Origin of the sequence: Pseudomonas taeanensis MS-3 (assembly GCF_000498575.2) — a bacterium.
Classification (GTDB): domain Bacteria; phylum Pseudomonadota; class Gammaproteobacteria; order Pseudomonadales; family Pseudomonadaceae; genus Aquipseudomonas; species Aquipseudomonas taeanensis.
The window spans coordinates 267,376-292,384 of the sequence record NZ_AWSQ01000009.1 but is presented as its reverse complement, the minus strand read 5'-3'; the positions used below and the strand labels follow the sequence as shown (position 1 = coordinate 292,384).

Genomic DNA, 25,009 nt, shown 5'->3' with positions numbered 1-25,009 from the left:
TTCTACTCTCGCTCTAATCTGTCCGCGATTAACCGAAAAACTTCTGGCCGCTGGCGGCCATTTCGCGAAGCTTGGCGGTCGGCTGGTACAGCGCGCCCAGATCGGCGTACTTGTCGGCCAGGGCTACGAATTCGGCTACACCGATACTGTCGATGTAACGCAATGCACCACCACGGAATGGCGGGAAGCCGATGCCGTAGATCAGGCCCATATCGGCCTCGGCAGCGGTATCGACGATACCGTCTTCCAGGCACCGCACGGTTTCCATGCACAGCGGGATCATCATGAAGTTGATGATGTCTTCATCAGTCACTTCACGCTGCTCGCTAACGATGGACTTGAGCAACTCGTAAGCCACTGGGTCGATGACCTTCTTCGGCTTGCCGCGCTTGTCCATTTCGTAGGAGTAGAAACCCTTGCCGTTCTTCTGGCCCAGGCGATCAGCTTCGTACATCACGTCGACTGCGGTGCGGCCTTCCACAGCCATGCGGTCCGGGAAGCCTTCGGCCATCACGTCACGGCCATGGTGCCCCGTGTCGATGCCAACTACGTCGGACAAGTAAGCCGGACCCATCGGCCAGCCGAATTTCTCCATGACTTTGTCGATACGCACGAAATCGACGCCAAGCTCGAGCAGCTTGGAGAAACCGCCGAAATACGGGAACAGCACGCGATTGACCAGAAAGCCTGGGCAGTCGTTGACCACAACCGGGGTCTTACCCATCTTCTTGGCATAGGCCACGGTAGTCGCCACGGCTACTTCGCTGGACTTCTCACCACGGATCACTTCAACCAGCGGCATCATGTGCACCGGGTTGAAGAAGTGCATGCCAACGAAGTTTTCCGGACGTTTCAGCGCCTTAGCCAACAGGCTGATAGAAATGGTCGAGGTATTGGAGGCGAGGATCGCATCTTCCCTCACCGCACCTTCCACTTCGGCCAATACGGCTTGCTTGACCTTGGGGTTTTCGACCACGGCTTCAACAACGATATCGACATTGCCGAAATCACCGTAGGACATGGTAGGACGAATGGCATTGAGGGCTTCAGCCATCTTCGCCGGAGTCATACGGCCCTTGGCAACACGGTTACCGAGCAGCTTGCTCGCTTCGTTCAGCCCCATCTGGATACCCTCTTCACGGATATCCTTCATCAGGATCGGGGTGCCCTTGGAAGCGGACTGATAGGCGATGCCACCGCCCATGATGCCGGCGCCGAGCACGGCAGCCAGTTTCACGTCTTTGGCGATTTCGTCGTGATCCTTGGCCTTCTTCTTCAGCTCCTGGTCGTTCAGGAACAAACCGATCAGGCTCTCTGCGACAGAGGTCTTGGCCAGCTTGACGAAGCCTGCGGCTTCCACTTCCAGGGCCTTGTCGCGAGCGAAGTTGGCGGCTTTCTGGATAGTTTTGATCGCCTCAACCGGCGCCGGGTAGTTCGGACCGGCTTGACCGGCGACGAAGCCCTTGGCGGTCTCGAAGCACATCATTTGCTCGATGGCATTGAGCTTGAGCTTTTCCAGCTTCGGCTGACGCTTGGCCTTGTAGTCCAGCTCGCCGGAAATAGCGCGCTTGACCAGATCCAAGGCAGCAGCTTGCAGCTTATCGGCAGTCACCACAGCATCCACTGCGCCGACTTTGAGAGCGTCGGCAGCGCGGTTTTCTTTACCCGCGGCGATCCACTCTACGGCGTTATCGGTACCGATAACCCGCGGCAGACGAACAGTACCGCCAAAGCCCGGATAGATGCCCAGCTTGACTTCCGGCAGGCCAACTTTGGCGCTGTCGGCCATGACCCGGTAATCCGCAGCCAGGCACATCTCAAAACCACCGCCCAGGGCGATGCCATTGATAGCGACTACGGTCGGAACATTGAGGTCTTCAAAGTCACTGAAGATCTTGTTGGCTTCGAGGTTGCCCGCCACCAACTCTTCGGCAGGCAACTTGAAGCTGTCGACGAACTCGGTGATGTCGGCGCCGACGATGAATACGTCTTTGCCACTGGTGACAATCACGCCTTTGATCGAACCATCGGCCTTGATTGCATCAACAGACTGACGCAGCTCGTTCAGGGTTAGACGGTTGAATTTGTTGACGGACTCACCCTTGAGGTCGAATTTCAATTCGACGATGCCGCTCTCAAGAGCCTTAACCGTGATGGCTTTACCTTCGTAAATCATCAACTGATCTCCACGGTATGGAAGCTGAACAATACACATCGGAGCCAGCCAGAGGACTAACCCACGGCAGAGCCGTCGAGAATAGCCCCAATTAGCCTGGCACACCCGCCGACGCGATAATCGGGTTGTAAAGGCGTCGTCTCACTCAGACAAACGCTCAATTCATACGCCCGTTTGATTTGGGTGCGCCCACCTTCAGGGATAAAGCCCAAATTGTCAATTGGCCTTCTGCAGCGCAGCAACAGCCCACATACGCGCAAAACTGCACATGAGCAGAGAAATATTGAGCCGAACAGCTAACCATCTGCGCCGATCACCGGATATTCGCCAAGCCATGAGCCGACAAATGTGATCCAGCACTTAACTAGCCAAATCTTTTTGCTCCGGGTACAGTCGTCCCAACACGGCTGGTGCTAAGCAGGCGTGACCACAACAAAAATAATGAATGCCCTAAAAGGCCATGGAGCTGCTCATGTCGAGCCGACTGCTTGCGATGTCTTTGAGCGCCCTGCTCGCCGCTACTCTTCCCGGTTTCAGCCTCGCTGCCCAAGCGTCCGATGTGTCCACCAGCCTGCTGAAGCTGCATCAACTGCGCCTGGCCGCACAGAAAAGTCTGAGTGACTTCTATATGTATAACGGTATGGAAGGCGACCAGCGGTATGCACGGATGATCAATGAATCACTGAGCGAAGCCAGTGAGCACTTGAATGAGCTCAACGAGATGCCCGGCGAAGGCTCCAAGGCCCTGCGCGCACAGCTTGAGCAGCAATGGCAGGGTTATCAAACGGACCTGAACAACCTGACCAGCGCATTGAAAACTCAGGGTTATACCGACCTGCAACCAGTAGCCAAGCTGGCAGCTCGCAATCAGCAGTTGATGGCCCTGAGCCAGGAGTTGTACAGCAAAATCCAGCAGGAAGACGGTCATAATGTGGCCGCACTCACCCAGCAAAGCCGCGAACAAAGCCTGCTGATGCAAGCCATAGCTGTGGACTACGCTTCTCGTAGCGCCTCGGTGGGCGCAACTTTTATGGGCGGCGGCACAAGTCGCCCCATGGAGGAGCTGGTCGGTGAATTCGCCAGTAAACTGGCGAACATGGAGAAGTCTCCGCAGAACACCCCGCAGATCACCCAAACCCTGAGCGGGGTCAACAGCAAATGGCGCTATATAGAAAAGTCACTGATGAACTACAACGAAAACAGCGTGCCGTTTCTGGTGAATAAGTACTCCGACAGCATCATCGAAGGCTTGGAAAGCGTTTCCGCCCAGTATTCAGCCACTCAACACTGAGCTGGCGGCACTAAGGCGTGACTTACTCGAAGTTTCCGGCCTGCCTGGCCGCTCTTCCAGCCCGGTGCTTGCACCGGGCTTTTCTTTGCCTAGTCATGACCTGCTGCTCAGGCCCGCGCCAGCAAGAAATCCGCCACTTTCTGCAGCGCGCCGGGTTGTGCCCGCTCCCCCCAATACAGTGCAACCATTTGCGCCGTGGCTTCGACCTTGAACACGTCGCCGGGCAGATCAGCCAGCTGTTCGGCCAACGGCGAGTCGCCGCATGGCTCACGCCACTTATTCACCCATTTTCCTGGCTCAGCCTGCCAGTAACACCAACTGTCTTGATGACCGCTGCGGCGCACCCGGTGATACTGCGCACAGGTGTTCGGCGGCTCCTGAGCCAACCAATGCGGCCAGGTTTCGCGTGACAATTGCATTGCCAGACCCATGCGCCTTGCCTGTAAACGCACATCCATCTGTCCACGCTGGCGCCGCGAAGGCACCAACCAAGACAACGGACTAAGGACACAGGCCAGGAGCAGCAGTACGATCCACCAAGTCATAGCATCATCTCGCAGGCAAAGGCCTGTTGTAAGCGTTCAATACAGCCATACTTACCATTATTGGTCATCCTCATAAGGAGTCATCCATGCCCTACCTGCACATTCTGGTCGCTGTCGACCTAACCGAGGAATGCGACCCGGTCATGCACCGCGCGCAGAAACTGGCCACCAGCACGCAGGCCAAGCTCTCCGTAGTGCACATAGTCGAACCCATGGCCATGGCCTTTGGTGGCGACGTGCCGATGGACCTGTCGATGTTGCAGCAACAGCAATTCGAACAGGCTCGGGAGAAGCTGGACAGTTTTGCCGGAAAATACCCGGAACTCGGCACCGACCAACGTCATCTCGCCTACGGCCAACCCCGTCAGGAAATCCATCGTTTGGCCGAAGAGCAAGGTTGCGACCTGATCATCGTCGGTAGCCATGGTCGTCACGGCTTGGCGCTGCTACTCGGCTCTACCGCCAATGACGTACTGCACGGCGCACCTTGCGACGTACTGGCCGTACGCCTGAAGAAACCCGAGTAGTCACTTCCCCCGGCGAATGACGCCAACAGCGTCATTCGCCGCGCCCCTCACTCGAGATAATCGCCCGCACTCATTACCAACGGGCGGATCTTTTGCAGCTGGGTTTCCAGTGAATACGTCATGCTCGACGACATCGAGAAAAAGGTCAGAAAGGCCTTAAGGTTGGAGTCGCCCTTACAGGTGTCGTGAATACGCTGCCAAAACGCCTGGTTGACCAACTGCAACTGCTGGAAAATACGCACCAGCCCTTTCAGCTCCCAATCTGCATGACGCCCTTCACGGAAGTTGAAATACTGCCGCGCCAGGTACAGCGAGACTGCGCGCAGACTGAACTCCTGATTATTGGCGAACGGCAGATGATTTTGCGCCATCGGCCTGAGCTTACCCAACACCGGACAGGCACTGGTGGCCATTATCACCCCAAGCAGCGCCCGCAAGCCCTCCTCCAGGCCAACTTGCTTGGTGTATTCACGCTCCGGCGTGCGCACCCAGACCGTTGCCTTCTTGAAGGCCGGCAACCCTTGAAAATCTTCGATCACCCGGTGCAGGTCGACCGCTGCCGGGCAATGACTGAAATTGTCCTTACTCAGCGGACAATTGCTGCACTGCTGGTTTTCCAGCCGGGTCCAGCTTGGCGCAGCTTGCGCCACCGCGATGTCATATCCGCGATCCAATTCGATCAGGTAGCTGAATTCATGATTGTCGTCGAGGGTGATGCGATACTCGATGGCCATTGCTTGCTCCGCCAGACTTCTTGGAGTCCTGTTTAAGGATTATCAGCCGTGCTGTCGCTGTATTTAAGCGTCCAGCTCGGCCCAGCGCTCCAAGAGGTGATCCAGTTCATGTTGCAAGCGTTGCAGGCGCGCCAGAGCCTCTGCGGTCTTCTCCGCCGGCTGCTGGTAGAACGCCGGGTCGCCAACCTGCTCCTGCAAGGCAGCCATCTGCTGCTCGAGCGCATCGATTTGCCCAGGCAGCGCCTCCAGCTCACGCTGCAGCTTGTAACTCAGCTTCTTCTTCGCTACCGGTGCAGCAGGTTCGGCCTGAGCCGCTGCAGGTTGCGGCTCGACGACCGCCGAGGCCAGTTCAGCCTTGCCTGCCTTGCTTTCGCCGACACCGAGCAAGCGCGGCGAACCGCCCTGTCGCAGCCAGTCCTGATAACCACCGACATACTCGCGAACACGCCCTTCGCCTTCGAAAACCAGGGTACTGGTCACCACATTATCGAGAAAGGCACGGTCGTGACTAACCATCAATACGGTGCCTTTAAAGGTCAGCAAGACCTCCTCAAGCAGCTCGAGGGTTTCCACATCGAGGTCATTGGTCGGCTCATCCAGCACCAGCAGGTTGGCCGGCTTGCTGAACAGTTTGGCCAGCAGCAGACGAGCGCGTTCACCGCCCGACAAGGCTTTGACCGGCGTGCGTGCGCGTTGCGGGCTGAACAGGAAGTCGCCCAAGTAGCTCAACACGTGACGGCTCTGGCCGTCGATATCAATAAAGTCGCGACCTTCGGCGACGTTGTCGATTACGGTTTTCTCCAGATCGAGCTGATGGCGCAGCTGATCGAAATAGGCCACCTCGATCCGCGTGCCCTCAACCACAGAGCCGCTGCTCGGCTGCAAGCCACCCAGCATTAATTTCAACAAGGTAGTTTTTCCGGTGCCATTAGCCCCGAGCAGGCCAATACGATCCTGGCGTTGCAGGACCATGGAAAAATCCTTGATCAGGAACGGGCCATCCGGGTGCGCAAAGCTGACGTTCTCCAGCACCATCACCTGCTTGCCGGATTTGTCGGCAGTATCCAGCTGGATCGCGGCCTTGCCGGTTCGCTCACGTCGCTCGCTGCGCTCGACTCTCAGGGCTTTCAACGCACGCACCCGACCCTCGTTGCGGGTACGTCGCGCCTTGATGCCCTGGCGAATCCACACTTCCTCCTGGGCCAGGCGCTTGTCGAACAAAGCATTGGCTACTTCTTCGGCGGCTAGTGTGGCCTCCTTGTGCACCAGGAAGCTGGCGTAATCACCGTTCCAGTCGATCAGGCCGCCGCGATCCAGCTCGAGGATGCGCGTGGCCAGGTTCTGCAGGAATGAACGATCGTGGGTGATGAACAGCACTGCACCCTGGAAATCCATCAGGGCTTCTTCCAGCCAGGCAATCGCGCCGATATCCAGATGGTTGGTCGGCTCATCGAGCAGCAACAGATCCGGCTCGGAGACCAACGCCTGAGCCAGCAGCACGCGCCGGCGCCAGCCGCCGGACAGCTCGGCCAGGGTTTTATCGGCCGGAAGCTGCAAGCGACTCAGGGTGCTGTCAACCAGCTGCTGCAAGCGCCAGCCATCACGCGCCTCAAGGTCCTGCTGGACATGCATCAGCTTGTCCAGATCGGCATCGGTGTGGATGTTCTGGGCCAGGTGATGATATTCGGCGAGCAACGCACCTACGCCTTCCAGGCCTTCAGCCACCACGTCAAACACGGTGCGTCCGTCGGCCACCGGCAATTCCTGTGGCAACTCGCCGATCTTCAGCCCCGGGGCTCGCCAGACCGCACCGTCATCGGGTTTCTGCACACCCTTGACCAGCTTCAACATGCTGGATTTACCCGTGCCGTTACGACCAATGATGCACACCCGCTCGCCACGGGCGATCTGCCAGGACACCTTATCCAGCAGCGGCATGGCGCCGTACGCCAGGGAAACATCGGTGAACTTAAGCAGGGTCATGGCACGCCTCAACAATACGGCGAATGATAAACACGCGGACAAGAACAGCTTGCCGGTATCCATCACCGCAAAAATCTACTTGCCGGCACCTTCAGGCATCGACAAAAACTGGGCGCGCATTCTAACCGAGAAGCGCCCCGGCATTACCGGCATTTTTATTCGGCAGCCTGGAGCCGTCCGCCGACTTTCGCCACCCCCAGGCAAAAGGCTAAGCTAGTCTAATCCTGCGTCGGCCATGCCGACGCTCAGCCTCGTGTTTAATCCGGAAGTGTCATGTGCGGTCGTCTGCTTAGCCTGTTTTCCTGCTTATTTCTCTCTGCTGCCACGCTATCAGCGGCTCACGCCGCCAGCTTGGCTCAGCAACGCCAATACTACGACGAAGCCAAAAGCGCTCTGGCCAAGGGCAACAGTGCACCTTATCAGCGCTATGCCAACGCCTTGCGTGACTACCCGCTGGAGCCGTACCTGGCGTATGACGAGCTGACCGCGCGTCTGAAATATGCACGCAATGACGAAATCGAAAAATTCCTCGCCGAACATGGCGACCTGCCACAGGCCAGTTGGATGAAACTGCGCTGGTTGCGCTGGCTGGCCGAACGTGGCGAGTGGAAGACCTTTGCCAATTATTATGACCCGGCACTGAATTTCACCGAACTGGATTGCCTGTATGGGCAATACCAGCTGGGCCACGGCTTGGCCGCAGAAGGTTACGCCACCGCTGAAAAGCTCTGGTTAGTCGGCAAGTCCCAACCGGAAGCCTGCGATCGCTTGTTTGACCGCTGGGCGGCCGCTGGCCAGCTCACCGAAACCAAACGCTGGCAACGAACCAAGCTGGCCGCCGAGGCGCGCAACTATGGCTTGGCCACTTACTTGATCAAGGGCCTGCCGACGCTGGGCAACCACGGCAAGCTATTGATCGAGGTGGCGCAGAAGCCGCAGCTGCTCAGCCAGACTCAGCGTTTTAGCGGAACCGATCAGGCCATGGCCGATGTAGTGGGTCTAGGATTGCGCCGTTTGGCCCGACAAGACCCCGAAAAGGCCCTCAGCCTGCTGGACGGCTACGCACGACGCATGCAGTTTTCCAGCGAGGAAAAGGTGGCCATCGCCCGCGAAATCGGCCTGACCCTGGCCAAACGCTTCGATTCCCGTGCGCTGCAGGTCATGGCCCAATACGACCCCGAGTTGCGCGATAACACTGTCAGTGAATGGCGCGCGCGTCTGCTGCTACGCCTCGGTCGCTGGGACGAAGTCCACCAATTGACTCGGCAAATGCCTGCAGAGCTGGCCGATAGCAACCGTTGGCGTTACTGGCAGGCGCGCAGCCTGCAACTGGCACAACCCAACAACCAGGCCCCCCAGCAGCTCTACCAGAGTCTAGCCAAGGAACGTGATTTCTACGGTTTTATGGCTGCCGATCAGGTCAAGGCGCCCTACCAGCTAAATAACAAGCCGCTGGCACTGGACCCGAAGACCCTGCAGAAGGTGCGCAATACCGCCGGTATCCGCCGCGCCCTCGAGTTCAATGCGCGTGGGCAGATCGTCGACGGACGCCGCGAGTGGTATCACGTCAGCCGCCTGTTCAGCCGCGACGAGCTGGTCGCCCAAGCACGTTTGGCCTATGACATGGAGTGGTATTTCCCGGCGATCCGCACCATCAGTCAAGCCAAATACTGGGACGATCTGGACGTGCGTTTCCCCATGGCCCACCGCGACAACCTGGTACGCGAAGCGAAGAAGCGCGACCTGCATTCCAGCTGGGTGTTCGCCGTCACCCGCCAGGAAAGCGCCTTCATGGCCGATGCCAAGTCTCACGTCGGCGCCATGGGCCTGATGCAGTTGATGCCGGCGACCGCCAAGGAAACTGCGCGCAAGTTCGGTATTCCCCTGAGCAACCCCAATAACGCCTTGCTACCAAGTGTGAATATCCAGCTCGGCGCCGCCTACCTGAGCCAGATTTATGGTCAGTTCAATGGCAACCGCGTACTTGCCTCAGCTGCCTACAACGCTGGCCCCGGACGTGTGCGCCAATGGCTGCGCGGCGCCGACCACCTGGCCTACGACGTGTGGATCGAGAACATCCCGTTCGATGAGACCCGTCAATACGTGCAGAACGTGCTGTCCTACTCGGTGATCTACGGGCAGAAGCTCAATGCCCCCCAACCGCTGATCGGCTGGCACGAGCGCTACTTCGACGACCAGTGATTGTGCGCGCTTCGCAAGCCACGCGGGTCATGCCCGCGCAGGCTTACTCGAGGATCTCAACCGGCATGTTCAAGGCCAGCAAACCCACCCCGTCGGCAATCAGATTCTGCCCGAAATACACCTCGCCATCGTGCTGACGGTAGCGCTGCAAGGTCGCGAGTGGCTCCCGATCGGCACTACGCACGCCGCTCTGCGGGTCGAGCGTGGTCATGATGCAACGCGAGCAGCCCTTGGCCACCCGGAACTCCAGCGAACCGATGCGAATACGCTTCCAGCCGTCCTCGGCATAGGGCTCGGCCCCTTCGATCACCAGATTCGGGCGAAATCGCAACATCTCCAAGGGTCTACCGACCCGCGCCGAGAGGTCGTCCAGTGACGCCTGACCGATCAACAGCAAGGGAAAACCATCGGCAAAAGCCACCTTGTCGCCGACTTCTGCATAGGCGGTATCGACCTGACGCGCGCGCTCTGACGGTACCTGCACCAGGCGGCAGGCCCGCCCGAGAAACTTACTCAGCCACAGGGCGGCGGCGTCACCGGCATCCGGCACCCTCAGGCTGTCGCGCCAGATGATCACCCCGCGTAGTTCGGCCTGAAGCGTCGGTAGTGCAACCGACAAATCGCTCATCCCCGGCGCACTCAACAGCAGTTGCTCGGCACCCTGCCAGCGCGCCTTGAGCTGGGTCATCTGCGGCAGCAATCGCTGGGTCAGAAAGCGCCCGCTCTCGGCATCGACTACCATCCAGCGGCGGTCACCGAGCACACCCAAGGCGTCCAGCTGAGCCTCGTGCAATGGCTCGCCAACAGCAGATTTCAGTGGATAGCGGTACAACCCAGAGAGACGCAACATGAGCCAGTCTTCCATTCGGCAAAACGACCTTATACGAGCAACCCGCCGCGCTCACAAGCCTGCGCTGTGCTTGAGCCTGATCATCCTCAGTGCCTGCAGCGGCAGCCCGCCGGATAATCTGGGGGCTGATCAGGGCCGCCTGACGCCCTGCCCGGCTTCGCCCAACTGCGTCAGCAGTCAGGTCGATAGCGACGACCAGCAGATTGCGCCACTAGCGTTGCAAGGGAGCCCGAACCAGACCCGGGCGCGACTGATCGACATCTTGAGCGACGAGCCGCGAGCTCGCCTGGTGGCGCAGGACGCCCACTACCTGCGCGCGGAGTTCAGCAGCAAGGTGCTGCGATTCGTCGACGATGTCGAGTTCCTGATCGGCGAGGAGCACGTCGAGGTACGTTCTGCCTCACGCCTGGGCTACTCGGATTTCGGCGTCAACCGCAAGCGCATCGAGCGACTGCGCCAGCGCTTGGCCGAACAGCCCTAGGAGCCTGTCGGACTTGACCGTCCGTTAGCGAGGGACGTCCAGCTTGAGCCAGTTTTGCCGAACTTTCGAGGCTAATAGTGGGCTATTTAACGAGAAAGAGCGGCAAAAATGGGCAAATCCGGTTGTTCCGCAGTAGGGCAGCGTTAAGTCCGGCAGTCCCCTAGACGTTGGGCTGGTCGAGCTGCAAGCGCTCGCAGATCACGTCGACCAGTTTGTCCGGCTGGAACTTCGAGAGGAAGTTATCGCAGCCGACCTTCTTCACCATGGCTTCGTTGAAGCTGCCGGACAGCGAGGTGTGCAGCACCACGTACAGATCCTTGAGCCGGGGGTCGTTGCGGATCTCGGTGGTCAAGCGATAGCCATCCATTTCCGGCATTTCCGCATCGGTGATCACCATCAGCAACTTGTCCTGCATATCCAGCCCTTCATCGGCCCAGCTCTTCAGCTGTTTCAACGCACGCAGGCCATCACTGGCCGAATGGGAGTGGATATCCAATTGAGCCATGGTGCTCTTGAGTTGAGCCATCGCCACACTGGAATCATCCACCAGTAGCACTTCACGGCCCCGGGCATGCTCCAACAGTGGATCTGCCAGTTTCTCCGCAGACACCTTGGTGCTCATCGGGGTGATTTCCGCCAGCACTTTCTCCACATCGATAATTTCCACGATATGGTCCTCGACCTTGCTGATGGCCGTGAGGTAATGCTGGCGACCGGCGCCGCCAGGTGGTGGCAGGATCGCCTCCCAGTTCAGGTTGAGAATGCGCTCGACACCACCGACCAGGAAAGCCTGCACCGAGCGGTTGTACTCGGTGACGATGATGGTGCTGTGCTCATTCGGTACCTGCGGGCGCATACCGATAGCCTGCGACAGATCGATTACCGGCAAGGTTTGCCCCCGCAGGGTCACCACCCCACAGACGAAGCGATGGCGATGCGGCATCAAGGTCAACTTGGGCATTTGCAGGACTTCCTGCACCTTGAACACATTGATCGCGAACAGCTGCCGCCCGGTCAGGCGAAACATCAGGATTTCCAGGCGGTTCTCGCCCACCAGCTGGGTACGTTGATCTACTGAGTCGAGAATGCCCGCCATTGCGCGCTCCTGTTGCCTGTGGGGTCGAGTCTAGTCTTGCCAGCGTATCGGCCGAAAAACGCGCCGCTAAAGCCATTATGACGGGGCGTCATCATGCCCGAGCCCGTGCCACCACACCAGCAGCGCCACCAACCCGGCGCCAAGCATCAAACGCGCGCATCAATCAGTGAGTAACGGCGAACCGGTCGGCAAGTGCATGCGCAATGCGCCCGCGCGTGCAGCGAAGCGCAACTCGCGACTTTCCATCGGCTCACCGTCCAGATTCAAATCCAGGCCCGCTGGCGCCTCGATTTCCAGCCAGGGCAAACGCGCACTGAGCGACACGCTGTGCAAGCCGTTGATTCCCCCGGACAGCAAGGTGCCCAGGGTTCCGACCACATCCTGGGCAGCCGGCACGATGCAGATATCCAGCAGGCCGTCATCCACTTTGGCCTGCGGACAGAGCAGGTGCCCACCGCCTGCCTGGCGACCGTTACCGATGCCCAAGGCGAGAAACTCACCCTCCCAGAGAAAGTCAGGGCCGGTGAAGCGACCGAATGAGGAATGCACGTCGGCAAAACGACTCAAGCCCGTGAGGAAGTATGCGGCGGCGCCCAGCACTTGCTTCAGGTCATCCGGCGTATTGGCGGTGACGTTAGAGCCAAAACCACCCGTAGCCATATTTAGAAACAACTGGCCATCGACTTCTCCCAGGTCAACCGGCCGTGCCGGCACATCCAGTAATGCCAAGGCCTCGAGCGCTGTCAGTGGCACCCCGGCCGCGCGGGCGAAGTCATTTGCGGTACCCAGAGGCAGTAAAGCCAGGCTGGCTTCGGTTTGCGCCAGAGCCATGGCCTCGGCCACTTCGCGCAGGGTGCCGTCGCCACCGCCGGCTATCAGTGTCGGGTAACCCGCTTGCAGCGCCTCACCGACCAGACGCCGAGCATCGCCGCCTTCCCAGGTCAAGCGCACCGCCAGCTCCCAGCCTTCATTGCGGCGCGCCAGCACTGCGGCACGCACTTCTTCATTCAACGCTTGCTTGCCGTGCAGGATCAATAACGCTTTGCGCTTGTGCATTCCCTTTCCCCTGTAATCCCGTGATCGATGTTCCGCAGCCCTGAGCCGATGCATACATCGCGTCATCAGCGCTTGAACCGTTCAGCGGCGAACGGCCCTGGGCGATGCAGTGAGCCGCGACCTGCAGTCATATTTAATCTAATAAACCGATATTAACGCTCGAATATTAGCGATTTTTAAACGAATAAATTTGAGCGACCATCCTCTCATAGCAACCGATGACACTTGGCAAGCGAGCCGGGTCGCACCACCTATGAGGACATTTGCATGATCGAAGTTCGCCCCTTTGCCCAACTCGGCGGCGCCCAGCACGGCTGGCTGAATGCCCGCCATCACTTTTCCTTCGCCGAATACTACAACCCCGAACGCATGGAGTGGGGCCAGCTCCGGGTGTGGAACGATGACGAAATCGCACCACATTCCGGCTTCCCGCCCCATCCGCATCGCGACATGGAGATCATCACCTATGTGCGCCAGGGCGCGATCACCCATAAGGACAATTTGGGCAACCAGGGCCGCACCGAGGCCGGAGACGTGCAGGTGATGAGCGCAGGCAGCGGTATTGCCCACAGCGAATACAACCTGGAGGATGAAACCACCACGATCTTCCAGATCTGGATCACCCCGGATCAATTCGGCGCCCCACCCGCCTGGGGTGCCAAGCCCTTTCCCAAAGGCGAACGCGCCGGCGCCTTCGTCACCCTGGCCAGCGGCAACCCGGAAGATCAGGATGCCCTGCCCATCCGGGTCAACGCCCGCCTGGCGGCCGCGACGCTACAGGCCGGGCAGAGCGCCGAATACCGCTTGTCACACACGCGCAAAGCCTATCTGGTCGGTGCCACTGGCGTGTTCACGGTCAACGGCGTCACCGCCGCGGCCCGCGATGGCGTGGCGGTGCGCGATGAGGCCGTGATCACCGTTAGCGCGATTGAGGACAGCGAAATCATCCTGGTCGAAATCGCCTGAATGCAGCCCAGGCCAAAGTTCAGGCCGGATAACCGGTGATCTGGCGAATTTTCTGGTACAGAGGTCTGAGCTGCTGGTACATGCGCTGATAGACCTCGGTGTACAGCTGTTGATAGATGCGCTGAGCCTGCGGGTTGGGCTGGAACACCTCGCCGACACGGGTCATGGCCGCGATCGCGCTGGGGAAATCGGGGTGCAGGCCCAGGCCCACCGCGCAGTCGATGGCCGCGCCCAGGCCGGATGTCTCGTAGACGTGCGGACGCTCGGCCGGCAGACCGAAGATATCGGCGGTGAGTTGCATCGCCGCGTCGCTCTGCGAGCCGCCCCCGGACACCCGCAGACGCGTGATCCGCGTACCCGAGCGCTTCTCGATCTTCTCCTTGCCCTGGCGCAAGGCATAGGCCAGGCCTTCGAGGATCGCCCGGTAGAGATGAGCGCGGGTATGCACATCGCCGAACCCGATGATCGAGCCCTTGGCCTCCAGCCCCGGCTCGCGGATCCCCGGCGACCAGTAAGGCTGCAGCATCAAGCCCATGGAGCCGGGCGGCACGGCATTGACCAACTCATCGAATAGCGTCTCGGGCTCGACGCCCAGCTCCTCCGCCCGCTGCATCTCGCGCAGGCCAAATTGCTGCTTGAACCAGCTGACCATCCAGAAGCCGCGGTAGATCATCACCTCGGTGTTGTAGTGATCGGGAATCGCTGCCGGATAAGGCGGAATCAGCGGCACGGTTTCCAGGTACTGGCTGCGCGTGGTGTTGATGGTCGCGGTGGTGCCGTAGGACAAGCACGCCGTCTGCGGTTCCACCCCACCTGCACCAAGCACTTCACAGGCCTTGTCGGCACCGGCGGCGATCAGCGGCAAGCCTTCGGGAATCCCGGTGTGCTGGCTGGCGGCGGCGGAGATGCTGCCGAGCCGCTCACCCGGCTTGTACAGCTCCGGCAACTGCTCGCGGCGCACCGGCATCGACTGCCACTTCCAGTCACCCGGTTTGGCCCACTGCAGGCGCTTGTAGTCGAACGGCAGGTAGGCCACGCAACAGGCCACCGAGTCAACGAAACGGCCGCACAGACGATGGGTGAGAAAGCCCGAGAGCAGCAGCAGCTTGTCGGTCTTCGCCCAGATTTCCGGCTGCTGCTGGGCAATCCAGTTGGCCTCGGCCTGGGCGCGAAAGAAGTCCACCGTGGCTTCTTCACCGATCAGCTTGAACAACCAGCCCCAGGGCCCCTTGATCTTGCCCTGGACCTCGGCCTGACGCTGGTCCAGCCAGAGAATCGCCGGACGCAACGGCTCGCCCTGGGCATCGACGTTGATCAGGGTGCCGCGCTGGGTGGTCAGCGACACCCCCTTAATCAGGCTTCGGTCGATGTCCACCTGGGCCCACAGCCGCTTGCACGCCTCACCCAGACTGGCCCAGTAATACTCGGGGTCCTGCTCGGCCCAGCCCGGCTGCTTGGAGTAGTAGGCCTGCAGCTCGACCTTGCCCTTGCCGACCAGGTTGCCGTCCAGATCGAACAACAGTGCCCGCACGCTCTGGGTGCCGTTGTCGATGGCCAGCAGGTAGCTTTTCTCGCTCAAGTCGCAGTCCTTTCTGATTGATTTCGCACAGGGGCTTCAGTCCTGCGGCAGGCTGTAACAGCTGCGCCAGAGTGCCAGGTAGTCGCGTTCTTCCTGCTCCCAGCGCGCGTCGTTCCAACCCAGTAGTGGCTGGCACAGTGCACGAATGCGCGGCAGCTCGGCCTGCGCGCCAGCAGCCACGAGCAGACCGAGACGGGTACGCCGTAGCAGCAAGTCATCCAAGTGCAGCACCAGCTCGCTCTGCGCGGCCCAGGCCACCTCGACCCACAGGGTCTCGGTGGCCGCAACCCGCTGGTTTCCGACCTGTTCCATCAGTGCCAACAGGCCCGGCAGCTCGCGGCCATGACGACCGGCCAGGCGTTTCTGCTGGGCGGGGCTGAGGCTCGGCATCGCTGGCGCCTGACAGGGCCGGAAAGATGCCGCACCCCGGTCTTCCACTGGCTGACCGACGAATTCGGCGCAGGCCTGCAGCACTTCCAGGGCTAACAGGCGGAAGGTAGTCAGCTTGCCGCCGGCCAGGGTCACGCAACCCGGCTCGACCCACAGCGCGTGCTCGCGCTTCTCATCCGAGGGCTCGCGGCTGGTGGCGCCATCGCTGACCACCGGGCGCACCCCGGCCCAGGTCGATAGCACGTCACCGGCTCTAATCTGCGCACCCGGGAACTGTTGGGCACAGGCGGCCAGCAGATAGCCCACCTCTTCGGCGCTGATACGGGCATCCCGGTCCAGTGAATCGGAATGATCCAGGTCGGTGGTGCCTACCACCGTGGCACCTTCCCAGGGGAAGACGAACACCGGGCGCCGATCCGCGCCGTGCATAAAGCTGAAGGCATGCGCCACTGGCAGGCGCCAGGCCGGCAGCAGCAGGTGGCTGCCACGCAGCGGACGGATACGCTCAAAGCTGCTCTTGGGCCGCAATCGATCGGCCCAGGCCCCGGTGGCTTGCGCCACGGCCCGACTGCGCAAGCTGAAGCGCTGACCGCTTTCACTGTCCTCGACCCACAGGCCCACCACCCGCCCCTCCTCACGCAGCAACTCGATCACCTTCAGGCCATTCAGCGCCTCGCCGCCGTCGCCGCGCGCCTCACCGAGCACGCGCATGACCAGCCGGGCGTCGTCGGTGACCGCATCGAAGAAGCGCGTGCCGCCGAGTAGCCCCTCCTCCTTCAATCCCGGCGCCAGGTAGCGCAACTGCTGCAGTGGGTAATAGAGGTGATTGCGCTTGCCGGCCAGGGCGTCGTAAACCGCCAACAGCCCGCCGAACACCTTGGGTCCGGGAAAAACGCCGCGGTAATGCGCCATCAGGAAGCTCAGCGGGTCGACCAGCCCTGGCGCCTCCTGCAGCAGGCGCTGGCGCTCACGCACCGAGTCGCGGGTCAGTTTGAGCTGGCCCTTGGCGATATAGCGCAGGCCGCCATGGACCATCTTCGACGAGCGACTGGAGGTGCCCCAGGCGAAGTCGCGCTGTTCCAGCAGCAGACACTTCCAGCCGCGCCGCGCGGCCTCGCGGAGGATTCCGGCGCCACTGATGCCGCCGCCCACCACGATCAGGTCCCAGTCGCGCGCCGCCAGTTCGGGCAGCGCCTGTTCGCGCCAGGCGGCATTCCAGGGCGGCATTCTCATTGTTCGAGCAACACGCCAGGGGCCAGGCGCTGATCGGGGTCGAAGTGCGCGGACAAGGCCTTGAGCGTCGCCATGCCGAGCGCGCCCTTCTCCACCGGCAGGTAAGGGGCGTGGTCGCGACCGACGCCGTGCTGGTGGCTGATGGTCCCGCGATTCTCGGCGATGGTCCGGCACGCCACATGCTTGAGCTGCTGCCAGCGCGCCAGGGTTTCATCGTAGGTGTTGCCTGGACGGAACACGTAAGTGGTGTAGATGCTCGAGCCCTCGCCGTACACGTGGGACAGGTGGGTGAACACATGCACCCGCTCGCCCTCGGCGGCCAGGCCATCGCGCAGGCTGGCTTCGAGCTTGTTCAGCAGGCTGTCGACGTTGCACCAGTCGGTGGCGGTCTCCAGGGTGTCCACCGCGTAGCCGGCACTCCACAGACCGTGGCGCAGGTAAGGGAAGCGGAAACGGTTCTCCGCCCACTTCTTGCCCAGCAGGGTGCCGCTGAACACCCCGCCAAAGCCTTTCAAGAGCTTCTTCGCCTGTTTCAACGACGCGGCGTTCTGCACCCGACTGCCGGTGACGCCGAAGGTCAGCATGCACTTGCCGTCGCCCGCGCCACGCAGGGCCAGGTATTTTTCCAGCCAGGCGATCTGCTGCGGATGACCGGCCAGGGCCAGCTGGGTCTCGGTTTCGATGGCATTGGACAGGCGCAGCATGGACAGCGGCACCCGCGCCTGCACCAGCTGGCGAATGCCCAGCAGCGCCTGCTGCCAGTTGGGCAGGAACACCGAGTAGAAACGCTCCTGCTCGGCCAGGCGGGTGATGCGCACCTTGACCTCGGAGATGATGCCGAAGCGCCCCTCCGAGCCGAGCATCACTTCGCGCAAGTCCGGGCCGGCGGCGGAAGCCGGGAAGGTCGGAAGCTCCAGGGTACCGGCGAAGGTCTCCACCGAGCCGCCGGCGAACAGCTGCTCGATACGCCCGTAACGCAGCGACTGCTGACCACTGGAGCGGCTGGCCACCCAGCCGCCCAGGGTCGACAGCTCCCAGGACTGGGGGAAGTGGCCAAGGGTGTAACCACGCGCGCGCAGCTGGCTCTCCACCTGCGGGCCATTGGCTCCGGGACCGAAGGTGGCGATCAGGCTGTCCTCGTCGATCTCGACCAGCTTGTTCATGCGTTCCAGCGACAAGGTCAGCACCGGTCGACTGCTGAGCTGCGGGTTGATGTGGCCGGCCACCGAGGTGCCGCCGCCGTAGGGAATCAGGATCACGTCGTGCGCACTGGCCCAGGCCAGCAGCTCGCGAATCTGTTCGGCGGTCTGCGGGTAGGCGACACCATCGGGAAACACCCCGAACTCGCCGGAGCGCATGGCCAACCAATCCGGCAGGCTCTGGCCACGGGCGTGGCGCACGCGATCCTCGGCGTCGAGCGTGAACAAAGCGTGGGTCGGCAGCCGCGAAGCCGGCACCTGGGCCAGCACCTGCTCGAGGCTGGCATCGGCGAGCACCTGGCCCGGCCCCACCCGCTCGGCAAGAAAGGCCGCACCATGCGCCGGCAGTTCTACCACGGTCGCTTCATCGCCCCAGCCGTTCCAACGTCGCATCTGCCTCTCCCGAGATATTCCGATCACACTAATTGACTGCCTATACTAGCCAGCCCCTTGCGGGCGTCACTGTCGAAACGGGACAGGCCTTATCGCCAATCAAGCCACTCAGAATAAGAACCCGCCATGGATAACCTCGGCTACACCTCAGTTCCCGCCCTGCTCAAGTACCTGCGCCACGCCGAACACCTCGGCCTGGATGTCGAGCAGGCACTGGCGGCCGCAGGCATCCAGAGCGAGGACCTCAGCGACAACGGCAAACGCATCCCCAGCGAAACCCACGAACGCTTGCTCGAGCATTTGCTGGGGATCTCCGGCGACCCGCTGTTCGGCCTGCATAGCGCCCGCTTCGTGCAGCCGGGTTCCTGGAGCGTGCTCGGTTATATCACCATGAACTGCGCCACCCTGGGCGAAGCCATGAGTCGCATCGTGCCCTACGAAAAGCTGGTAGGCGACATGGGCGTGAGCCGGATCGAGGCGCAGGCCGATCAGGTGCACTTGATCTGGACGTGCCGCCATCAAGCCGCGGAAATCCGCCGCCACATGGTCGAAAACGTGCTGGCCTCCTGGCTGCTCTATGCGCGTTGGATCGCCGACATGGACCGCTCGCCGCGCGAAGTGTGGTTCGAGCATGCGCAACCGAGCAGAGTGGACGAGGCCGAGTACGAAGCGGTGTTCGGCTGCCCGATCCGCTTCGAGCAGCCCTGCAACGCGCTGATCGTGCCACAGGAGTATCTCGGCGTGGCGCTGCGTCAGGCCGATGCCAATCTGCTGCGCACCCTGGAAGAACACGCCCTGACGCTGATGGCTGGGTTGGACGACGATGAACCGCTGCCGCTGCGGGTGAAGAACGCCCTGCGCCTGTTGCTCAAGGATGGCCTGCCGCGCAAGGAACGCGTGGCGGAGAAATTCAACATGACGGTGCGCACCCTGCAGCGGCATCTGCAGCAGGCCGGCACCAGCTACCAACAGATACTCGACGAACTGCGCCAGGAGCTCGCCGAACACTATCTGCTGCGCAGCGACCTGGCGATTCAGGACATCGCCAGCTACCTCGGCTTCACCGAGTCGCGCTCCTTCCACCGCGGCTTCAAGGCCTGGACCGGTCAGACCCCGGGCGAGTTCCGCGAGAGTCGGCGCCAGGCCGCGCCGCTCCATCCTTAGATTCGACCCAGCCTGCGCTGCCCACCCTGTGCGGCTCTAGCCGAGAATTTCGCTCAGCGGGATAAAGCGCAGGCTGTCACCTTCCTCCAGCGTCTGCCCTTCCAGCAATTCGGCCAATCCTTCGGCCCAGGCCGCGCTGCGCAGCACCCCCGAACTCTGGTTCGGATAAGGCACCACACGACCACCTTCCAGACGCGCGCGTAGGTATTCGCGACGCTTGCCCGGTTTGCTCCAGGCGAAGCCGGCCGGCACTTGAAAACCCAGTGGCTCGACCCGCTGTACGCCGAGCCGGCGCAACAGGTAGGGCCGCGCCAGCAAACCGAAAGTCACCAGACTTGACGCCGGATTACCCGGCAAGCCGATCACCGGCACGCCGCGGAAATGCCCGCAGGTCAGCGGTTTGCCCGGCTTGATCGCCAGCTTCCAGAAGGTCAGCTCACCCTCTTCGCGCAGCGCCTCGCCGAGAAAGTCCGCCTCGCCGACCGACACGCCGCCGGTGGAGAGAATCAGGTCGACATCGCTCAGCGCGGCCAAGGCCGTGCGGGTCAGCTCGAGATCATCGGCGAGGATGCCGCCATCCACCACCGCGCAACCGAGACGCCGCAGCCAGGCGATCAACAGGCTGCGATTGCTGTTGTAGATCTGCCCCGGTCCCAGCGACTGACCCGGCTCGATCAGCTCATCGCCGGTGGACAGCACTGCCACCCGAGGACGCCGGCGCACCAGCAGCTCGGCTGCTCCGAGCGAAGCCGCCAGGCCCATCTCGATCGGCCCCAGGCGCGTGCCAGCCGGCAGCACGCTATCGCCGACTCGGGTTTCCTGGCCCTGCGGCCGGACGTTCTGGCCGAGCCGCAAGGGCTCGCTGAAGCGCACCCGACCATCTTCGCCGACCTCGACGTGTTCCTGCATTTCCACCGTATCGGCGCCCGCCGGCAGCGGTGCGCCGGTGAAAATTCGCGCGCAAGTACCTGACTGCAAAGCCTCGGGTGCAGTGCCGGCGAGAATGCGCTGACTGACTACCAGCGGCTCGCCGCTCCAGTCCGCCAGGCACAGGACATAGCCGTCCATGGCACTGTTGGCCCAGGGCGGCAGATCGAGGCCAGCGATCAAGGGTTCGGCCAGCACGCGGCCATCGGCATCGGCCAGGGCGACCCGTTCGGCTTCGACTATGGGTGCCGACTCGGCCAGGGCCAGCAGGTGCGCCAAAGCCGTCTCGAGCGGCATCAAGCCGGAGTAGTCGATACCGCTCATCCGCGGCTCTCGCAGGCGGCCGCCTGTTTAAGATGAGGGACAAAGTTGCAGGGGCGGTGCCGCGCATCCAGCTGTTCGCTGAGGATGCCGTCCCAGGCGGTGCGGCAGGCATTGGTCGAGCCCGGCAGGCAACACACCAGGGTGCCGTTGGCCAACCCGGCCAGAGCGCGCGACTGAACCGTCGAGGTGCCGATATCGGCCACGGAAATCTGCCGGAACAGCTCGCCGAAGCCATCGACCTGCTTGTCCAGCAGGCAAGCCACGGCTTCCGGCGTGCTGTCGCGAGCGGTGAAGCCGGTGCCGCCGGTGATCAACACCACCTGCACGCTGTCGTCGGCGATCCAGTTGGCGACCTGGGCGCGGATCTTGTACAGGTCGTCCTTCAGCAGCACGCGAGCGCCCAGGCTATGCCCCGCGCCTTGCAAGCGGTCGACGAACAGCTGGCCAGAGGTATCGGTTTCCAGGGTACGGGTATCGCTAACGGTCAGAACGGCGATATTCAGCGGCACGAATTGCGCCTCGGCCTTGTGGTTCATGACAGGCTTCCAGTTGTCCAAAAGAATGCCCGATGTTATATCACAGGCCCACCCTCGGAGGCTCTGCCATGCCCACTGCCACTGTTCTACCGCCCTGCTCCGTACTGCTGTTGGCCGGCGGACGAGGACAACGCATGGGCGGTCGCGACAAAGGACTGATCGACTGGCATGGCCGCCCGCTGATTGCCCACCTGCATGACCTGGTGCGCCCACTCACCGATGATCTGATCATCTCCTGCAACCGAAATGCCGAGCGCTACGCACTATTCGCCGACCGCCTGGTGCAGGACGATGACACCGACTTCCAAGGCCCGCTGGCCGGTATTCGCGCAGGCCTACACACCGCTCGTCACGACTATCTGCTGGTGCTGCCCTGCGATGCCCCGCTACTCGACACGTCGCTACTGGCCAGTCTGCTCGCCAAAGCCGGCGCGCAACCGGTCGTGGTGCGCCAAGGCGAGTTCTGGGAACCGCTATTCTGCGTGCTCCCAAAATCCCTCGGCGATTCTCTGGAGAATGCCTGGCAAGCTGGCGAACGCAGCCCCCAGCGCTGGTTACGTCGCCTCGACCCCAGGGCGGTCGACTGTCCAGCCAACGACCCACGCCTGGCCAACCTGAACACTCCCGAGTTGCTGGCACAGGGTGACGAGTAACAACGGATAGGCCAACATGAGGGAACCCGGACGGGTAATTCCCGTCTGAGGCTGAGTAGACACTCTCGATCAACCAAGGAGACAAACCATGATTCAACGGACCCTGCCCGCACTCCTACTCACTCTGGGCCTGGCCACACTGGCGGGTTGCGCATCGCCATCGGTGATTACCCTGAATGATGGCCGTGAACTCCAGACTCTCGACCAGCCGAAGTACGACGAAGAAACGGGCTTCTACGAATTCGAACAACTCGATGGCAAGCGCGCCAAGGTCAACAAGGATCAGGTGCAGACCGTCAAAGAGTTGTAAGCCGCTCCTGCACTCAGACGCCAAGCTCGCCTGTGGCGCTGTGGCTGAGTGCAGCCGCCGCACAAAGAACGCCCTCAAATGAACGCCCGCAGCTCGAAAAATTCAAACCTAACCCCTTGTACAGCAAAACTTTTTCAGTACAATCTGAACCTATTCGGAGTGTAGCGCAGCTCGGTAGCGCGTCTCGTTCGGGACGAGAAGGTCGCAGGTTCGAATCCTGTCTCTCCGACCAAATCCCAGTTTCTAGATGTCTCAACCTGTCTACGAAACACCCCAAGAAAGCTCGCCTAGTGCGGGCTTTCTTGTTTCTAGTAGCACCATGTTGTCTCAGGTCAGTTCACCCCGTCGTGTATGCCAGTGTGTATGCCCGGGGAAAATTCGAACCAGAGGCATACGCGGATGAAACGACAGGCCATAAAACGCCGCCCGCTGGCTGATACAACCCTCTCCTCCCTCGAACCCGAGCAGGCCCTCTACAGCGAGCATGACGGCAATGGCTTGTACTTTCGCGTAAAGCCCAACTGGTAAAATGCCTGGGAGCTGCGCTACAAGAAACCAGACGGCAAGTGGTCATGGCTGGGCCTGGGTAGCTACCCAGATGTCAGCGATGATTTGGCTCGCCAGAAGGCTGCCGAATTGAAGGCCAACGCCTCCACTGGCAAGAACCCCATCATCACGCAGCAGGCACGCAAAGCCGCCGCGGTCGCTGCCGCCACCAACACCTTTGAGAAGCTGGCCCGAGAGTGGTTTAACGTCAGGCGCGTCAACTGGGAAAATCACGGTGAAGCCGCTAATCACAACCAGCTAAAACGACCCCAGCCACCAGCATAGTTTTGTAAGCCTGCACGCCTGAAAAACATCAAAAATATTTGTATATCAGGCATATCGAAATCAGGCCTGAACGGTGTATCTCGCCCAAAACCCAAGCTCATCGCTTGCTAACTTTTTGTGACATTGCGCACAAAAAATCAACCTAGAAGATCGAGTGAAACTATTTGAGCGCCCAGCGCCGATCAATTAATGATTAAGCTTGGCGCTCTCTCGCTCTTTCTGAGCTGGAGTATTCAAAAAGCCAGTTAGCACAGTTTTTTGTGTGCTCTTTTTTGTACCTGCTGGAGCGATTGTGCGTTTAAGCCAAACTCTGAAAAGCGCGCAGCATTGCCTTGCTCAAATCCACCGTAGAGAATTTGGTGAGCATGTCGTTGGCACCTACCGCACGGGCTTTTTCGGTATTCATGGTGCTGTCTAGCGAGGTGTGCAGCAACACATAGGTTTGTCCGATGTTGGCGTGCTGACGGATGGCCCGGACCAGGTTATATCCATCCATTTCCGGCATTTCGATGTCCGAAACCAATACCTCGATGGGCTGGCCGGATTCGGCTTGCGACTGCAGCAGTTCCAGCGCACTGGCAGCGCTTCTCACCGCCTGACAATCCAGGTCAAATTTACGCAGCGCCGCCAGCGTCAGCTGCAGGGCCACGTGTGAATCATCCACTACCAGTACACGACGCCCATTCAACAGGCCCCGCTCGGCGCTGGTGAGCAATTGTTCATCGATCTCTTCGGGCAGTACCGGGGCTATTTCATGCAGTACCTTCTCGATATCGAGAATCTGCACAATGACACCATCGATCTGGGTAACTCCTGTAATGAACGCTTTAGCCCCAGCCCCCGCCGGTGGCGGACGCACGTCACGAGTCGAGCACTGGACGATGCGTTCCACGCTTTGCACGTGCAAGCCCTGACGTGAACGACTGAGCTCGGTGACGATCAGGCAGCCATCCTGGCTATCACTACGACCCACCTCGCCAATCGCCCGAGCCAGGTCGATCACAGTCAAGGCCGCACCGCGCAGCGTCGCCACTCCGCGCACATGTGGGTGGCGGCTGGGCAATTTGGTCAATGTAGGACACGGAATGATTTCATTAACCTTCAACAGATTAATGCCCAGTAATCTGCCGCTGTGCAGACGAAATAACAGCAGCGATAACGCATCCCCCAGCACCATACTCATGGCAACTCCCCTTCCTAGCTAGCCATACAACTTCAGTAAGAACCTAACAGCTGGACTTTGCCCATCCGGCAAGCAACCTATCATCAATACAGCGCAACGCTAACTGCTCAGCGCAGAAATGTTACGACCTGCTCGGCGTCGAACGGCCAATCCAGCTCGGCACCGGTGTCGCAACGACGCAGCACCGGAATACGCAAACCATAGTGTTCGACCCACTCTTCTTGGTCAGCGATGTCGACCAGTTCGACCAATAAGCCATGTTCGACAAAGGGCATCAGCAGCGCCTCGGCCACTTCACAGAGGTGGCAGCCAAGGGTGCCGAATAGTTGGCATTCAGGGAGCATCCCCACGCCTCCACAAACAACGAAGCGTTAAGTCTA

The 25,009-nt window shown here is 60.9% G+C and carries 22 protein-coding genes, 1 tRNA gene and 1 pseudogene; 10 read left to right on the top strand and 14 right to left on the bottom strand.

Annotated elements, in window-relative coordinates; translation table 11 throughout:
• Positions 1 to 28: 28 nt before the first annotated feature.
• On the bottom strand, positions 29 to 2,176 hold the full coding sequence (fadB, locus tag TMS3_RS21560) for a fatty acid oxidation complex subunit alpha FadB (RefSeq protein ID WP_025167373.1): 2,148 nt from the start codon (positions 2,174 to 2,176) through the stop codon (positions 29 to 31).
• A 472-nt stretch (positions 2,177 to 2,648) separates the two neighbouring features.
• Here fadB and TMS3_RS21555 point away from each other — a divergent pair, with 472 nt between their 5' ends.
• Entirely contained in the window at positions 2,649 to 3,467 is an 819-nt protein-coding gene (locus tag TMS3_RS21555; protein WP_025167372.1) for a hypothetical protein, read from the top strand.
• A 107-nt stretch (positions 3,468 to 3,574) separates the two neighbouring features.
• Here the strand turns inward: TMS3_RS21555 and TMS3_RS21550 are convergent, their stop codons facing one another.
• Positions 3,575 to 4,012 carry a hypothetical protein gene (locus TMS3_RS21550; RefSeq protein WP_025167371.1) on the bottom strand — a complete coding sequence of 146 codons (438 nt, stop codon included), beginning with the start codon at positions 4,010 to 4,012 and terminating at the stop codon, positions 3,575 to 3,577.
• A gap of 86 nt (positions 4,013 to 4,098) precedes the next feature.
• On the opposite strand from TMS3_RS21550, the gene TMS3_RS21545 reads away from it, so the two are divergent.
• Positions 4,099 to 4,539, top strand: a complete 441-nt coding sequence (locus TMS3_RS21545; protein ID WP_025167370.1) for a universal stress protein — start codon at positions 4,099 to 4,101, stop codon at positions 4,537 to 4,539.
• Between the two features lie 47 nt (positions 4,540 to 4,586).
• Here TMS3_RS21545 and TMS3_RS21540 read toward each other — a convergent pair whose 3' ends face one another.
• Positions 4,587 to 5,273: a DUF6901 family protein gene (locus tag TMS3_RS21540; protein WP_025167369.1), complete on the bottom strand. Its 687-nt coding sequence runs from the start codon at positions 5,271 to 5,273 to the stop codon at positions 4,587 to 4,589.
• 63 nt (positions 5,274 to 5,336) lie between these two features.
• Positions 5,337 to 7,256 carry an ATP-binding cassette domain-containing protein gene (locus TMS3_RS21535; protein WP_025167368.1) on the bottom strand — a complete coding sequence of 640 codons (1,920 nt, stop codon included), beginning with the start codon at positions 7,254 to 7,256 and terminating at the stop codon, positions 5,337 to 5,339.
• 273 nt (positions 7,257 to 7,529) lie between these two features.
• On the opposite strand from TMS3_RS21535, the gene TMS3_RS21530 reads away from it, so the two are divergent.
• A complete protein-coding gene (locus TMS3_RS21530) occupies positions 7,530 to 9,458 on the top strand; it encodes a transglycosylase SLT domain-containing protein (RefSeq protein ID WP_025167367.1) in 1,929 nt (642 codons plus the stop codon).
• A 43-nt stretch (positions 9,459 to 9,501) separates the two neighbouring features.
• Here TMS3_RS21530 and TMS3_RS21525 read toward each other — a convergent pair whose 3' ends face one another.
• Complete coding sequence (locus TMS3_RS21525; RefSeq protein WP_025167366.1) at positions 9,502 to 10,308, bottom strand: MOSC domain-containing protein; 807 nt, start codon at positions 10,306 to 10,308, stop codon at positions 9,502 to 9,504.
• Here TMS3_RS21525 and TMS3_RS21520 point away from each other — a divergent pair.
• Positions 10,307 to 10,789, top strand: coding sequence for a DUF1499 domain-containing protein (locus TMS3_RS21520; protein ID WP_025167365.1), 483 nt, complete (start codon positions 10,307 to 10,309; stop codon positions 10,787 to 10,789). The genes TMS3_RS21525 and TMS3_RS21520 overlap by 2 nt on opposite strands.
• A gap of 160 nt (positions 10,790 to 10,949) precedes the next feature.
• Here TMS3_RS21520 and TMS3_RS21515 read toward each other — a convergent pair whose 3' ends face one another.
• Complete coding sequence (locus TMS3_RS21515; protein ID WP_025167364.1) at positions 10,950 to 11,885, bottom strand: chemotaxis protein CheV; 936 nt, start codon at positions 11,883 to 11,885, stop codon at positions 10,950 to 10,952.
• Positions 11,886 to 12,044: 159 nt separating this feature from the next.
• On the bottom strand, positions 12,045 to 12,941 hold the full coding sequence (yegS, locus tag TMS3_RS21510) for a lipid kinase YegS (RefSeq protein WP_025167363.1): 897 nt from the start codon (positions 12,939 to 12,941) through the stop codon (positions 12,045 to 12,047).
• 267 nt (positions 12,942 to 13,208) lie between these two features.
• Between yegS and TMS3_RS21505 the strand changes: the two genes are divergently transcribed.
• Entirely contained in the window at positions 13,209 to 13,907 is a 699-nt protein-coding gene (locus TMS3_RS21505; RefSeq protein WP_025167362.1) for a pirin family protein, read from the top strand.
• A 19-nt stretch (positions 13,908 to 13,926) separates the two neighbouring features.
• Here TMS3_RS21505 and TMS3_RS21500 read toward each other — a convergent pair whose 3' ends face one another.
• The 3 genes from TMS3_RS21500 to TMS3_RS21490 are packed head-to-tail and all read right to left on the bottom strand — an operon-like array spanning position 13,927 to position 18,701.
• Positions 13,927 to 15,486 (bottom strand): FGGY-family carbohydrate kinase, encoded by a 1,560-nt coding sequence (locus TMS3_RS21500; protein ID WP_025167361.1) that lies wholly within the window; start codon positions 15,484 to 15,486, stop codon positions 13,927 to 13,929.
• Between the two features lie 36 nt (positions 15,487 to 15,522).
• Positions 15,523 to 17,103 carry a glycerol-3-phosphate dehydrogenase/oxidase gene (locus tag TMS3_RS21495; protein WP_025167360.1) on the bottom strand — a complete coding sequence of 527 codons (1,581 nt, stop codon included), beginning with the start codon at positions 17,101 to 17,103 and terminating at the stop codon, positions 15,523 to 15,525.
• A gap of 2 nt (positions 17,104 to 17,105) precedes the next feature.
• Complete coding sequence (locus TMS3_RS21490; protein ID WP_025167359.1) at positions 17,106 to 18,701, bottom strand: FAD-binding oxidoreductase; 1,596 nt, start codon at positions 18,699 to 18,701, stop codon at positions 17,106 to 17,108.
• A 126-nt stretch (positions 18,702 to 18,827) separates the two neighbouring features.
• On the opposite strand from TMS3_RS21490, the gene gliR reads away from it, so the two are divergent.
• On the top strand, positions 18,828 to 19,865 hold the full coding sequence (gene gliR / locus TMS3_RS21485) for an AraC family transcriptional regulator GliR (RefSeq protein ID WP_025167358.1): 1,038 nt from the start codon (positions 18,828 to 18,830) through the stop codon (positions 19,863 to 19,865).
• A gap of 36 nt (positions 19,866 to 19,901) precedes the next feature.
• Here the strand turns inward: gliR and TMS3_RS21480 are convergent, their stop codons facing one another.
• On the bottom strand, positions 19,902 to 21,116 hold the full coding sequence (locus TMS3_RS21480) for a molybdopterin molybdotransferase MoeA (protein ID WP_025167357.1): 1,215 nt from the start codon (positions 21,114 to 21,116) through the stop codon (positions 19,902 to 19,904).
• On the bottom strand, positions 21,113 to 21,652 hold the full coding sequence (gene moaB / locus TMS3_RS21475; RefSeq protein WP_025167356.1) for a molybdenum cofactor biosynthesis protein B: 540 nt from the start codon (positions 21,650 to 21,652) through the stop codon (positions 21,113 to 21,115). The genes TMS3_RS21480 and moaB overlap by 4 nt, the downstream gene beginning before the upstream one ends.
• Before the next feature lie 68 nt (positions 21,653 to 21,720).
• Between moaB and mobA the strand changes: the two genes are divergently transcribed.
• The 4 genes and pseudogenes from mobA to TMS3_RS24810 form a co-directional block, all read left to right on the top strand.
• Positions 21,721 to 22,305 carry a molybdenum cofactor guanylyltransferase MobA gene (gene mobA, locus TMS3_RS21470; RefSeq protein ID WP_025167355.1) on the top strand — a complete coding sequence of 195 codons (585 nt, stop codon included), beginning with the start codon at positions 21,721 to 21,723 and terminating at the stop codon, positions 22,303 to 22,305.
• Positions 22,306 to 22,393: 88 nt separating this feature from the next.
• A complete protein-coding gene (locus TMS3_RS21465; RefSeq protein ID WP_025167354.1) occupies positions 22,394 to 22,615 on the top strand; it encodes a YgdI/YgdR family lipoprotein in 222 nt (73 codons plus the stop codon).
• Positions 22,616 to 22,770: 155 nt separating this feature from the next.
• Positions 22,771 to 22,847: transfer RNA gene (locus TMS3_RS21460), tRNA-Pro, on the top strand.
• A 167-nt stretch (positions 22,848 to 23,014) separates the two neighbouring features.
• Positions 23,015 to 23,389 (top strand): annotated as a pseudogene (locus TMS3_RS24810) (integrase arm-type DNA-binding domain-containing protein); the annotation flags it as partial.
• 355 nt (positions 23,390 to 23,744) lie between these two features.
• Here TMS3_RS24810 and TMS3_RS21450 read toward each other — a convergent pair.
• Together TMS3_RS21450 and TMS3_RS21445 are read right to left on the bottom strand one after the other, a co-directional pair.
• Positions 23,745 to 24,629 (bottom strand): chemotaxis protein CheV, encoded by an 885-nt coding sequence (locus TMS3_RS21450; RefSeq protein ID WP_025167352.1) that lies wholly within the window; start codon positions 24,627 to 24,629, stop codon positions 23,745 to 23,747.
• Between the two features lie 107 nt (positions 24,630 to 24,736).
• On the bottom strand, positions 24,737 to 24,973 hold the full coding sequence (locus tag TMS3_RS21445; protein WP_025167351.1) for a glutaredoxin family protein: 237 nt from the start codon (positions 24,971 to 24,973) through the stop codon (positions 24,737 to 24,739).
• Positions 24,974 to 25,009 lie beyond the last annotated feature (36 nt).